This window comes from Sphingobacterium deserti (genome assembly GCF_000757725.1).
GTDB lineage: Bacteria > Bacteroidota > Bacteroidia > Sphingobacteriales > Sphingobacteriaceae > Sphingobacterium > Sphingobacterium deserti.
The window spans coordinates 69,530-82,531 of sequence record NZ_JJMU01000014.1 but is presented as its reverse complement, the minus strand read 5'-3'; the positions used below and the strand labels follow the sequence as shown (position 1 = coordinate 82,531).

General features: G+C 41.9%; 13 protein-coding genes and 1 other RNA gene. 9 read left to right on the top strand and 5 right to left on the bottom strand.

Annotated features, from left to right (window positions below; translation table 11 throughout):
* Positions 1 to 140: 140 nt before the first annotated feature.
* Positions 141 to 2,747 (top strand): DNA mismatch repair protein MutS, encoded by a 2,607-nt coding sequence (gene mutS / locus DI53_RS04615; RefSeq protein WP_037495965.1) that lies wholly within the window; start codon positions 141 to 143, stop codon positions 2,745 to 2,747.
* A gap of 44 nt (positions 2,748 to 2,791) precedes the next feature.
* Here mutS and DI53_RS04610 read toward each other — a convergent pair whose 3' ends face one another.
* On the bottom strand, positions 2,792 to 3,964 hold the full coding sequence (locus DI53_RS04610) for a hypothetical protein (RefSeq protein WP_052072068.1): 1,173 nt from the start codon (positions 3,962 to 3,964) through the stop codon (positions 2,792 to 2,794).
* 91 nt (positions 3,965 to 4,055) lie between these two features.
* On the opposite strand from DI53_RS04610, the gene DI53_RS04605 reads away from it, so the two are divergent.
* Together DI53_RS04605 and DI53_RS04600 are read left to right on the top strand one after the other, a co-directional pair.
* Positions 4,056 to 4,763 (top strand): tRNA1(Val) (adenine(37)-N6)-methyltransferase, encoded by a 708-nt coding sequence (locus DI53_RS04605; RefSeq protein WP_037495963.1) that lies wholly within the window; start codon positions 4,056 to 4,058, stop codon positions 4,761 to 4,763.
* Between the two features lie 2 nt (positions 4,764 to 4,765).
* Positions 4,766 to 5,260, top strand: coding sequence for a metallophosphoesterase family protein (locus DI53_RS04600; RefSeq protein WP_037495961.1), 495 nt, complete (start codon positions 4,766 to 4,768; stop codon positions 5,258 to 5,260).
* Between the two features lies 1 nt (position 5,261).
* Here DI53_RS04600 and DI53_RS04595 read toward each other — a convergent pair whose 3' ends face one another.
* Positions 5,262 to 5,597 (bottom strand): MerR family transcriptional regulator, encoded by a 336-nt coding sequence (locus DI53_RS04595; protein ID WP_037495959.1) that lies wholly within the window; start codon positions 5,595 to 5,597, stop codon positions 5,262 to 5,264.
* Between the two features lie 96 nt (positions 5,598 to 5,693).
* Between DI53_RS04595 and DI53_RS04590 the strand changes: the two genes are divergently transcribed.
* Positions 5,694 to 6,047 (top strand): hypothetical protein, encoded by a 354-nt coding sequence (locus DI53_RS04590; RefSeq protein WP_052072066.1) that lies wholly within the window; start codon positions 5,694 to 5,696, stop codon positions 6,045 to 6,047.
* A gap of 52 nt (positions 6,048 to 6,099) precedes the next feature.
* On the opposite strand, the gene accD is transcribed toward DI53_RS04590, so the two are convergent.
* Together accD and DI53_RS04580 are read right to left on the bottom strand one after the other, a co-directional pair.
* Entirely contained in the window at positions 6,100 to 6,945 is an 846-nt protein-coding gene (accD, locus tag DI53_RS04585) for an acetyl-CoA carboxylase, carboxyltransferase subunit beta (protein ID WP_037495956.1), read from the bottom strand.
* A gap of 205 nt (positions 6,946 to 7,150) precedes the next feature.
* Entirely contained in the window at positions 7,151 to 7,723 is a 573-nt protein-coding gene (locus tag DI53_RS04580) for a hypothetical protein (protein WP_131555174.1), read from the bottom strand.
* Between the two features lie 214 nt (positions 7,724 to 7,937).
* Between DI53_RS04580 and DI53_RS04575 the strand changes: the two genes are divergently transcribed.
* Positions 7,938 to 9,332 (top strand): Fic family protein, encoded by a 1,395-nt coding sequence (locus DI53_RS04575; RefSeq protein ID WP_037495951.1) that lies wholly within the window; start codon positions 7,938 to 7,940, stop codon positions 9,330 to 9,332.
* Positions 9,333 to 9,470: 138 nt separating this feature from the next.
* On the opposite strand, the gene DI53_RS04570 is transcribed toward DI53_RS04575, so the two are convergent.
* A complete protein-coding gene (locus DI53_RS04570; RefSeq protein ID WP_037495949.1) occupies positions 9,471 to 9,713 on the bottom strand; it encodes a hypothetical protein in 243 nt (80 codons plus the stop codon).
* Between the two features lie 63 nt (positions 9,714 to 9,776).
* Here DI53_RS04570 and dprA point away from each other — a divergent pair, with 63 nt between their 5' ends.
* The 4 genes from dprA (at position 9,777) to ffs (ending at position 12,849) form a co-directional block, all read left to right on the top strand.
* The gene (gene dprA / locus DI53_RS04565) at positions 9,777 to 10,874 is read left to right on the top strand and encodes a DNA-processing protein DprA (RefSeq protein ID WP_037495947.1); all 1,098 of its coding nucleotides are present in this window, start codon (positions 9,777 to 9,779) and stop codon (positions 10,872 to 10,874) included.
* 24 nt (positions 10,875 to 10,898) lie between these two features.
* Positions 10,899 to 12,437, top strand: a complete 1,539-nt coding sequence (locus DI53_RS04560) for an MFS transporter (RefSeq protein ID WP_037495945.1) — start codon at positions 10,899 to 10,901, stop codon at positions 12,435 to 12,437.
* A gap of 3 nt (positions 12,438 to 12,440) precedes the next feature.
* A complete protein-coding gene (locus tag DI53_RS04555; RefSeq protein ID WP_037495943.1) occupies positions 12,441 to 12,668 on the top strand; it encodes a DUF6814 family protein in 228 nt (75 codons plus the stop codon).
* An 83-nt stretch (positions 12,669 to 12,751) separates the two neighbouring features.
* An RNA gene (gene ffs / locus DI53_RS19825) (signal recognition particle sRNA small type) lies at positions 12,752 to 12,849 on the top strand.
* The last annotated feature ends 153 nt before the right edge of the window (positions 12,850 to 13,002 follow it).

Sequence of the window (13,002 nt, the reverse complement as noted above, 5' to 3'; positions counted from 1 at the left end):
GTTTATTCATGCAGCCATCTTACTATATGGCCCAAAATGACTAGTTATGCGTTCGCGCGCAAAAGCTCTTCGGTCTATAAATGTCTTGTCAAATCGGGCCATTTACCTTATTTTTACGGCTCACAAAAATGTAAATATCAGTGGCAAAAGAGAAAAAGCAAACCCCTTTAATGCAACAATATAATACCATCAAAGCCAAATACCCAGGTACTTTGCTGTTATTTAGAGTGGGTGATTTTTATGAGACCTTTGGCGAAGATGCCATTAAAGCTGCTGGTATTTTAGGTATTGTGCTTACAAAAAGAGGTAACGGATCAGAATCTGAAACAGCTTTAGCTGGCTTTCCGCATCACTCTTTAGAGACCTATTTGCCGAAACTTGTGCGTGCGGGACAGCGTGTTGCTATTTGCGACCAGCTAGAAGACCCTAAGCAGACCAAAACAATTGTAAAGCGCGGCGTAACGGAGCTTGTAACGCCCGGGGTATCTTACAATGACAATATTGTTCAGCAAAAGTCTAACAATTATTTGGCGTCTCTATACGAAGAGAAAGGTCAATATGGTATCTCTTTTTTGGATATTTCCACCGGCGAGTTCCTAGTGGCGCAGGGCAGTGCGAGTTATATTGATAAACTATTACAGGGCTTCAAGCCTACCGAGATTATTCTGGCAAAAAAACAGTACAAAACCTTCTTGGAACATTTTGGAAGCCAGTATTATACGTATACATTAGACGAGTGGCCTTATACAGGCGACTACGCGTCCGAGATGCTACTAAAGCATTTTGAGGTTAAGTCGATGAAAGGATTTGGTATAGAGCGAATGCCTTTGGGGATTGTTGCTGCAGGGGTTGCTTTGCATTACCTTAATGAAACAGAACATCGTAACCTACAGCACGTCTCTCATATCGCGCGGATAGAAGAAGATCACTTCATGTGGTTGGATCGTTTCACGATTCGTAATTTGGAGTTGATAGGATCAGCCAATGAAAATGCGACGACACTTTCTGATGTATTAGATCAAACTGCTTCGCCAATGGGCGCGCGATTGTTGAAAAGATGGATGGTGATGCCATTGAAAGATCTCAAATCGATCAATGAGCGGCTGGATGTCGTTTCATATTTTTCCGAAAACCGCGATTTGCGCGATGAGCTTATCAAGGAGATTAAACAGGTTGGCGACTTGGAGCGCCTCATTTCGAAAATAGGCTTACAGAAAGCTAATCCGCGTGAAATTACGCAGTTGAAGCGCTCTCTATACGCTGTGGAAAAGTTGAAAACGTTGACGGACATCGAATCTTCGGAAAGTCTACGCGTTATCGCTGAGCAACTAAACATTTGCCAGATCATTCGCGACAAAATGGATCGCATGTTGCAAGCAGAACCTCCTGTTTCCATCCTTAAAGGAAATGTCATTGCAGATGGTGTGGATCCTGATTTGGATAAATTGCGAAAGGTGGCGTTTGGCGGTAAAGATTATTTGCTGGAAATTCAACGGCGGGAGTCGGAAGCCACTGGTATTCCTTCGTTGAAAATTGCGTTTAATAACGTATTTGGTTATTACTTGGAAGTAACCAATACGCACAAAGATAAGGTGCCAACAGAATGGATTCGGAAGCAGACCTTAGTCAATGCCGAACGATATATTACGGAGGAACTAAAGGAATACGAAGAACAGATTCTTGGTGCCGAAGAAAAAATACAAGCCATCGAGAATCGCATTTACGCCGAGCTTTTATTGGATATTACCAATTATATCAAGCCCATTCAACTCAATGCACAGTTGATAGCTAAGCTTGATGTGCTACTGAACTTTGCCTGGATTGCGGAGAAAAATTTCTACATAAAGCCTGTCGTCACCGACGATAAATTATTAGATATAAAAGGTGGCCGGCATCCCGTTATTGAGAAAAACTTGCCTATCGGCGAGGATTACATCACCAATGATACCTATCTCGATCCCGAAACCCAGCAAATAATAATTATCACTGGGCCGAACATGGCGGGTAAATCTGCTTTGCTGCGACAAACGGGCCTCATTGTGCTGATGGCGCAAATCGGTTGTTTTGTTCCTGCGAAAGAGGCGACAATTGGTTTGGTCGATAAAATCTTCACGCGGGTGGGCGCATCTGACAACCTATCATCTGGTGAATCTACGTTTATGGTGGAGATGAACGAGACCGCTAGTATTATGAATAATCTTTCAGATCGTTCGCTGATCTTGCTGGATGAAATAGGGCGGGGTACAAGCACGTATGACGGTATTTCTATCGCATGGGCTATTGCTGAATTTTTGCATAACCATCCTACGGCTCGAGCCAAAACGCTTTTTGCCACCCATTATCATGAGCTGAATGAGTTGACAAACTCCATGTCTCGCATCAAGAACTTCAATGTTACGGTAAAGGAACTGAATAATAAGGTGATCTTTTTGCGGAAGTTGGTGCCTGGCGGCTCAGAGCATAGCTTTGGTATTCATGTTGCCAAGTTGGCTGGTATGCCTAACAAGTTAATCGGTCGGGCAGGGGAGATCCTAAAACGGCTGGAGCAAGAACGCACTGGCGGGGAACAAATTAAAGACAGTATGCGTAAAATTCAGAAACAGGCTTATCAACTACAAATGTTTGCCATTGATGACCCGGTTTTAGAAAAAATCCGTGATATGCTGAATAATTTAGATGTGAATACGCTAACACCCGTGGAAGCTTTGATGAAACTGGATGAAATCCAGCGCTTGCTAAAGAACTAGTTTGACATTTCATCGCGCTTGCAAGTGTTAGATGTTTTTATCTATTAAAAGCGGAAAAACAATTGTAGGCTAGCGTAATTTGGTTGTATTGTGGTGATTAGGCTGCTGTCCCAATTATAAGGGATATAATGATATGCTGCTTCAAGGCCAATATATTTCTTCCCCGCGATGTGATGCATTACATTTAATCCCAACGTAGTACGCATCGTGTTCACATTGTGATATTGCACACTACTACCGCCTTCTTCATACTCATCGTAATAATAGCCATCGTCGTAGTAATTAACTTCACTCAGTCCGGTAGTTGTAACGTCAAAATACAAACCTGCTTTTGGGGCAATAATGATTTTATCATTATCAAATGCCTTTATGCCGACATTTCCTCCTATGCTGAAACTTGCCCCCGAGTTGACATGTTCAATTTCATTATAGAGATTATAGTCGAAGGAACGGTCGTTACTATTTATGCGTATTTTAAGTCCGCCCTCCAGTAAAAAGAGTGACGAAAGTCCGGATGCATACATGACGCTCACGGTTGGGTTTGTTTTGAATAAGGGGTCAGATCCGGTAATGGGGAATTCAGCTCCCGCAGCGATGACAACACCCGCCCTTTTGTTATAATCGTACGTGGCACGCGGAACATTTTCTGCGACTACGGGTTGTGTTTCCTCGACGATAGGCTGGGGGGCTTCTCCGGCGTAAGATTGGTAAAACTTATCTAATTGGTCGGCAAATAGGTAAGAGATTTGCTCTTCTTGTGCGGTGAGTGTGTAAGAGGATGAAACCAAAAGTGCATTTGCCTTCAGCTTAGTTAGTGAATCTATTGGGTGGTTAAGCGGGATATAGTCAAAGTCGGCCTTATTGTCTTGATAGATGCGTCGGTATTCTTTTTCCACGGAGTAATCCCAACGCATAGTGAGCACTTCATGGTAGTTATGAGAGAGATAATCGGCAATCAGGTCGGCAGTTGTTTTTTTCTCAATTAGGGCCTGAATAATGCGCATACGTTGCGTGAACTCACTTTCGCCACAAGCACTTTGGACAGTGCTCAGTATACTTTCCAACTGTGTATAGTCATTCTTTTGTAAAGCAGGAATAAGTTTTTCCAGCGCGATGGCTGTAATCTGCTCACAGTTTTGCAAATTGTTATTCGCGCGTATAAAAATGGGGGAGGCAAGAAGTTGCAGAAAAAGTAGGAGTGTGAAAAGTTTCGCCATGACATTAATCTTGTATCAATAATAGTAAAATTAATTTGCTTATTAAAGGATGGATAGCTAGGAGCCCCAAAATATAAGCTTAACTTTGTATATGGCTTCCATTTTTAAGTTTAAGCAATTTGAGGTTGATCAGGGAGACTGTGCAATGAAGATCAATACGGATGGTGTAATATTGGGAGCTTCGGCTTTTCACTACGATGCGCAACGCATCCTTGACGTAGGTACGGGCACGGGTGTCATCGCGTTGATGCTCGCACAACGTCATCCAGCAGCTTTTGTCGATGCAGTGGAAATTGATCAAGGAGCCAGCGCACAAGCAGGTTACAACTTCCAGAGGTCTCGTTTCTCTGGTCGTTTGCGTTCGATTAATAGCGCTTTTCAGGAACTTCAACCCGAAGAATGCTATGATTTGATCGTGTCTAATCCTCCATTCTATACTAACTCTCTACACAATCCCGACCCGCGTAAGAAATTGGCCAAACATGCCGATGAACTATTTTTTGAAAGCTTGCTAGACTTCGTAGGAAAGTACCTTTCTCCTGATGGTAAATTCCAATGCATCCTTCCGGGTTCCTTAGCTGATTTAATGGTTCGTCAAATGTTGCCTGGGCGAGAGTTGTATTTAGAGCATGATTTGAGCATTTCTTCGTATATGGGGGAAACTCCTATTCGTAACTTGCTCAGCATTGGAAAGATTCCAAGTAAATCCTTGCAAGACGAATTGCAGATCTATGAAAGTCGTGGAGAACATACGGCAGCTTATAAGTCCTTATTAAAACCTTATTTTTTAGCATTCTAATTATGAAAAAAATTGGATTACTGTCCGATACCCATGGCTACTTGGACGATGCCGTTTTCCGGTACTTCGAGTCTTGCGACGAGATTTGGCATGCAGGGGATTTTGGTTCAATAGACATCATTGATAGCTTAGCAGCATTTAAACCTTTTAAAGGTGTTTGGGGAAATATTGACGGAAAGGATATCCGGCTGGCGTGTCCCGAACATGAACGCTTTATGTGCGAGGATGTGGATGTGTGGATGACGCATATTGGCGGATATCCTGGAAGATATGCGGTTCAGGTAAGGCCGGATATCACGCTAAATCCGCCGAAACTATTTATTTGCGGGCATTCCCATATTTTAAAGGTACAGTATGATCCAAAATTGAATCTGTTACATTTAAATCCCGGAGCTGCAGGCAAACAAGGCTGGCATAAAGTGCGGACATTGATGCGGTTTCAAATAACGGAAGATCGAATAGAAAATCTTGAAGTAATCGAATTGGGAAATCGATAGCCTATAAGCTATCCCGCACTTCTAACAAAAATTTCTTTAGGCGTTCCAAGGAATCAACCACGCGTTGATTCTCCTTAACCTCATTTTTGTTGGAACGTAAATACTCTCGGGCACCTTGGAGGGTGTAGCCTTTGTCTTTCACTAAGTTAAAAATAATCTTGAGGTTGGAGATGTCTTCTTGTGTAAAAAGACGATTACCTTTCTTATTCTTTTTTGGTTGTAGAATATCAAATTCACGTTCATAAAACCGAATCTGAGAAGCATTTACGCCAAACATTGTGGTCACTTCTCCCATCGTATAATATAGCTTATTTATCTCACGTTCTTTGTACGGCATAGTTTACGTTCTACTCTAGCAAATATACGAGCTCTCTTTGATTTTCAAAATTTTTCAGGGTTGTAATGTATCGCCGAAACTTTTTAATTTTGATATATGAAAGGCATCGTAATTGTTAGTAGGTTTTGGACCAATGTTTTTTCGGCGGGTCGTGCCACCGGCGTAACAATTTTTCCTTTTATTTTCTTGAGGTCACGAGGACTTAAGGCTGATAGAATTCTGCTACAACATGAGCGTATACATCTTCAACAAGCCTTGGAATTGGCTGTGCTACCTTTTTACGTTTGGTATTTGGTGGAGTTTTTAGTATGGTTTGTTCAACACGGTAATTTTCAACAAGCCTACCGGTCTATTTCGTTCGAGAAAGAGGCTTACGATCATGAGCGGGAGATGCGGTATCTGCAGATTCGTAAGTGCTGGGCTTTCTTCAGCTATTATAAAAGGTCTTAAAAAAGCAGAAGCTCCTTTTTTATAGGAGCTTCTGCTTTTTATCAAGTATGTCTTAGGAATAAACCAAACGAAGATAAGCTGCTACTTTGGCTTTTAGGTTTCTTCTGTCTACGATGAAGTCTAAGAAACCATGTTCCAATACAAATTCGGATGTCTGGAAGCCTTTTGGTAAATCTTTTTTTATAGTTTCCTTAATAACGCGAGGTCCGGCAAAGCCGATAAGTGCGCCTGGTTCTGCAATGTTTATGTCGCCTAACATGGCATAAGATGCGGTTACCCCTCCTGTAGTGGGATCTGTCAACAGACACACGTACGGGATTTTTGCTTTCGCCAACAAAGCTAATTTTGCAGATGTTTTTGCCATTTGCATCAAAGAGAAGGCTGCTTCCATCATACGGGCGCCACCCGACTTAGATATCAACATAAATGGCACCTTATGTTCCAAACAGTAATCAATAGAACGCGCAATTTTTTCACCAACTACCGATCCCATAGAACCTCCTATGAAATTGAAATCCATACAGGCAATGACGATGTCTTTTCCTTCCATCTTGCCGTGTCCGCATCGGATCGCATCCTTCAAGCCGGTTTTCGCTTGGCTATCGGCTAAACGGACAGGGTATGGCTTTGTATCAGAAAACTGTAATGGGTCTCCGGAAGTCAGGTTTTCAAAAAGTTCTGTGAAGTTGTTGTTGTCGAAAAGTATAGAAAAATAGGCTGCCGAGCCAATGCGAATATGATAGTCGCAATACTGGCATACATATTTATTTTCAATTTGCTCGCTGTTCAATAACGGCTTCTTACAATTCGGACATTTATTCCACATGCCGTCAGGAGCTTCCTTTTTATTTTCGGTTGCAGTACTGATTCCTGCCTTGTTTCTTTTAAACCAACTCATAAGTTTTCGATAATTCGGACTACAAATAAACAAAAAATATCATGAAAAATAGTATTCAGGGCGGAATAGTGCGTCGAAGCGAGCTTCACAAATCTTCTTTTATTGTTTGTCGGAGTGGATGTTTAGGAAAAGCCAGTTCTTAGACACTTGTGAAGATGGAGCGAAAGACAGTGTCTGCTTTTTTTTAAAACGATGCGAAATATTTTTATTCAGTTTTGTCTTCGGGAATAAGGCGCAAACGATTATGAATAATATCTGCAGAATCTTTATAGTTTTTTACATTTTGAAGAAGGTAAGCAATGTGATCGTAATGCGAGGCTTCATGGAGGAAGTCCAAACTAGGATTGCAATACAGCTTGAATTTGGTGAGGGAGTCGCCCCGCAACGTGGTGTATTCAAGTAATAAAGGTTCCCATATTTCGGTCGCCAGATCTTGCTCGTATTCCAATTCAAATCTTCGTTGCAGTTTTCTCGCAGCTCGCCCCCTATGACTGAAATGATTATATAGTTTTTGAATGTTGACAGCTATACCGCCGAAAGGAGAGAATGTGAACATGTCTTTATTATCACCGAGCAGATATATCTCCTTATGGTAAGCCTTTTTGGCTTCAAAGATAGATCGTGGATCCATTTTTCTACTAATCAAAATTTCTTCGATTGCAATAGTGTCTGTCTTCAATGTATCCTGTGTCAATACTGGAAAACGCATATTCTCGCCTTCAGATGGCACGCTGCAAATCATCGAAATACTGCTTGCGATAAGTACTAAGGTTCGCATCTCCACTGTTTTTTTAAATTTACGATAAAACATTTATCGCTGTACATCTTTAACATTTATTGACGAGCCGCTTTTAATAATGTCGTAAAGAAGTAAAATATTTGACGTAAATAGGATATTTTGCGACAAAAATGTATATTTGTGTCGTGGTCAGAGTTTGTACGTGGCGGAATAGTCCGAAATTTGACGTTATATATTTTAGGGAGAGATTTCCATGGCTAATAAAAAAGTGATAAGTAATGAAATTGATCAAATTCTGTCCACATTGGGAGAGTTTGATAATGGAGCAACACTTCATGAAATACGGAAAGCAGGAGGGATAAATCTAGAAACAAGATCCTTGCAAAGACGGCTCCATCAGCTAAGTAAGGATGGTTCAATTACCATATCTGGCAACACGCGTTCAAGAGTTTACCATCTGCCCGATAACGCATACAATCGGCATACACCAAAGGCTATTCAATTGGTTCATGAGCTATCAGCAGAAATCCTGCTCTCAAGTGCAGGTTTGGAAATTAAAAATCTCGTTTCCCAGCCAGTGTTCCAACGAAAGCCTGTTGGGTATCGACGCGATTTTCTTATGTCTTATCGTCCCAACGTGGATAGTTACCTCACCGATGCGGATAAAGATCAACTTGCTTACATTGGCAAAACCAATACATTGCAGCAGCCTGCAGGGACATATGCTAAATCAGTTTTGGAACGTCTGATAATAGACCTTTCATGGAATTCTAGCCGTTTGGAAGGAAATACGTACAGTTTGCTTGATACACAGTATTTAATTTCTAAGGGAAGAGCCGCTGACCAGAAAGACACTGCAGATGCTCAAATGATCATAAACCATAAGGAAGCCATTGAATTTCTAGTTCAGGGTGAAGATGAGATAGGTTTCAATAATTATACAATCACTAATTTACATGCTTTACTGTCTAATAACCTTCTGCCTGATCCTGCGGCTTCAGGAAGGTTAAGAACATTTAGTGTGGGGATTACCGACTCCGTTTTTACGCCATTAGCTGTGCCACAATTGGTGGATGAGATGTTTAGGGTGATTTTAGATAAAGTCGATTCAATTAAAGACCCCTTTGAACAGGCCTTTTTTATTATGGTTCATTTACCCTATCTACAGCCTTTCGATGATGTGAATAAACGCGTTTCTAGATTAGCGGCAAACATCCCCTTCAATGCACACAATTTGTCTCCACTGGCATTTGTAGACGTTCCTCAAAAACTGTATATACAGGGCCTACTTGGCGTTTATGAATTAAATAGGGTTGATCTTTTGAAAGACGTTTTTCTTTGGTCTTACGAGCGATCAGCACTTCGTTATGCAGCCATTAGACAGTCTTTAGGTGAGCCTGATCCTTTACGTGTTACCTATCGTGATGATATCCGCCATATTATGGGCGAGGTTGTTAAAAAAACATTGCCTCAGGAGGAAGCTGTCAAAGCGATAGCAAACTTTTCAGAAAATCTACCACAAAAGGATCGCCAAAAATTTATTGAGATCGTCGATACTGAATTGCTTTCCTTGCACGAGGGAAATTTTGCGCGATTCCGAGTCTCACCATCCGAATTTAAAAAATGGCAACAGGTTTGGAAAATATAAAGAGGTAGTCTTGTGCAGCTATAAATAAGGATCAAAATTTCTTTTGCTGCGAAGAATGCAGGCCGATGCGGTTTGTATCGGCCAACGTATATGCTCCTTAAAAGTCCATATTACGTTTACAAAATATGTTCTGGACTATTATTTCTCTCGCCTTTCATTGATCTTATCTCCAATGTAATTAACCTCCTCGTCCATTCCGAACATGGGAAGTTCGGTTTCAGGGTGCAGTTTCAGCCAAGCGGTATCATTATCTCTGATTATTTTTAAGTATTCTCTACCATCCTTAAAAATAACAAAAACATCTTCTTCTTCCGGAAAGACGGAATAGACGACATCCCCTAACTCAATATCAAATGGTTCCTGTGCTCCTTCTAATTTCATGCGCTAAAATTTTAATCAAAGTTAGAACTTTTAAACAAAATTCTTATTTTTAAGATTCCAATTATGAACAAGATTCAGCAAATAGCACTCACCAAGATCAAAGGTGTAGGTCCTAGGACCGCACGTATACTGTTGGCTTACTGCGGTTCGGTAGATGCAATCTTTGGCGCAACGCGAAAGGAACTTCTAGCTATTCCCTCTATCGGTAAGGTGACAGTAGATGCTATTTTGTCTAAAAATTACTTGGAAGAAGCTGAGCGTGAATTTCTTTTTATCGAAAAGCATCGTATTCAATTGTTATGGATAGAGAACCCTGATTACCCCAAACGTTTGCTGCACTGCGAAGATGCCCCTTTACTCCTTTATTACAAAGGAGCCGCCAATTTGAATGCTTGTCGTGTTGTCAGTATTGTCGGTACGCGTAATGCTACGGCTTATGGACGACAACTTTGTGATGAACTCGTTGCGGAGTTGCCTGAAGAGGAGATTTTGGTGGTGAGCGGATTGGCTTATGGTATCGATGTTTTGGCTCATCGGCTGTCGATTAAGCATGATGTGCCTACTGTGGGCGTGCTTGGACATGGCCTCGATATTATATATCCGGCGGCGCATCGAGAAGTGGCATCCCGCATGCTGGACAAGGGGGGCTTACTTACGGAGTTCCCTTCGGGCGCCGCCCCTGAGCGGAACAACTTTCCCGCCCGTAATCGCATCATAGCTGGTTTGGCGGATGTCACCGTAGTCGTTGAAGCAGCTCGCAAAGGGGGAGCATTAATTACAGCGGAAATAGCTAATAGCTATAACCGTGACGTGTGCGCGTTTCCGGGACGGATTGACCAAGAATATTCGGCGGGATGCAATTATCTTATTAAAACCAACCGGGCACATCTAATTCGCAACGCGCAAGATCTTTGCTACCTGATGGGCTGGGAAGATCGCGGGAAGAGTGAGCAGGGCATTCAGCTTCCATTGCATCAACTTGACTTGACGAAAGATCAACAGAAGGTTTATAATTTTCTTCAAGATAAAGAACAAGCTATGGTAGACGACATCGCGCTTCACTTGGATTGGCCAATGAGTAAATTGGCTATGGTTCTTTTAGAAATGGAAATGAACAATGTCGTCTTCGCCTTGCCGGGTAAAATTTACAGATCTTTGTGACGCTAACTTTAAACCTAAACAAATATGCATAACAGCAATAAAACATTGTGGAAAGTAATTGGCGCGTCCTCCTTAGGAACGCTAATCGAGTGGTATGACTTTTTCATTTTCGGGAGTCTTTCTATTGTGTTATCCACGAAATTCTTTCCGGCAGACAATCCTACTGCTGCTTTTCTATCTACATTGGCAACTTTCGCAGCGGGCTTTGTTGTGCGTCCTTTTGGAGCTCTGTTTTTTGGCCGCTTAGGCGATCTAATCGGTCGTAAATATACCTTCATGGTCACGCTTATGTTAATGGGCGGAGCCACATTTCTTATTGGTTGCACACCTAGTTATGAAAGTATAGGCTTTTTAGCTCCGCTTATTGTTTTGCTGCTGCGTCTTCTGCAGGGTTTGGCATTGGGTGGTGAGTATGGCGGCGCAGCAACATATGTTGCCGAGCATAGCCCGGAAGGTCAGCGAGGCTATTGGACATCATGGATCCAGACTACGGCTACATTTGGATTGTTTATATCCCTGGTGGTTATCCTCTTAACACGTTTGCTGCTGACTGAAGCACAATTTGACGAATGGGGCTGGCGGGTGCCGTTCGTGCTTTCCATCTTTATGGTTTATGTTTCTTATCTTATTCGGAAGAATATGGATGAATCCCCCGAATTTAAACGGGCGAAATCGGAAGGGAAAACGGCAAAAAATCCACTACGTGAAAGTTTTGGGAATACTTATAATTTGAAATTTGTGTTGCTGGCGCTATTCGGTGCAGCGATGGGGCAGGGGGTGGTCTGGTATACTGGCCAATTTTACTCCATGAGTTTTATGAAAACAGTCATGTTTCTCGATACTGATCAGGCGGATCTTATTTTGGGAATCGCGCTGTTGTTCGGTACACCATTTTTTGTCGTATTTGGGCGTTTAAGCGATAGATTGGGAAGGAAATGGGTCATGTTGGCAGGAATGCTGCTCGCGATATTGACTTACCGTCCGATTTACGAAGCTATGTATCAGCTTACTAATGTTAGTCGAAAGACAGAACAGATTGACTCACGCGAACAGGTCACTGAAACTAAGCCAACAGAAGCTGGGACTGTTATCGAGACGACAACCATACTGCATTATACAGATGGGACCGAAGTAAAGCATATCGACACGTCAATGCAGGTGAACGAGGGGCGTGCTTCGAATGACGAGTCGCAACTCAAGCCATCCAGGAAGACTATAGTGCTTATAGCAGGCTTAAATTACGTCTATCTGGTCGTACTCATCTTTATACAGATCATTTACATTACATTGGTTTATGGTCCTATAGCTGCTTTCCTTGTCGAGATCTTTCCTGTGAAAATTCGATACACCTCAATGTCCTTACCTTATCATGTAGGCAACGGGATTTTTGGAGGACTATTACCTGCCGTGTCCACGTATTTAGCGACAAACGCGCAGCTACATGGTGAACCAGATTTTTACTTGGCTGGACTGTGGTATCCAATCGGAGTCGCAGCAGTTTGTTTTGCAATAGGTGCAATCTATATTTCTAAGTCAATGACTGCTAACTCTAAAAACTCTTAAAAGATGGAATCGTTAAAAAAAATATTAGGTATAATTTGGATCCTATTAGCTTTGCTTACTGCTTATTTCTGTATTTTCCATTTTGGGATACCAAAACTACACACGGGGCATCAGGAGGATTTGGTCTTTGGGATTATTATTTTATTTATCCTAACACCCATTATTAGCATTGGGTTGGCTATTTTCGGCTATTTCGCTCTGCGTGGTGAATATGAAGAGGGAAAGATGTGATTTTTGTTAGTTGACTATCAGAGAGCTATCGGCAGATTTCTAAAAAAATTTGGGGAACGTGATTTTTTTGCTACTTTTGTCGCGGGCAAGTCTCCTACGACCAGCTCCCGATGACTCCCCCAGGTTGGGAACAAAGCAAGGGTATTTGGTTGAGCGGTGCGATAGGAGTAGCTTGCCCTTTTTTATTTCCTTAAATAGGATGAGGCGCTGTCGAAGCGCTTTTGTTATTTTAGGACGATCCATACTTCCGATGATCGCGAAAAGTTTATCCCGGGAGCTCAATTTTTGCAGCCTGTTTTTTACAGGTTACAAAAAGTATAAAGTAAGCCCGCTA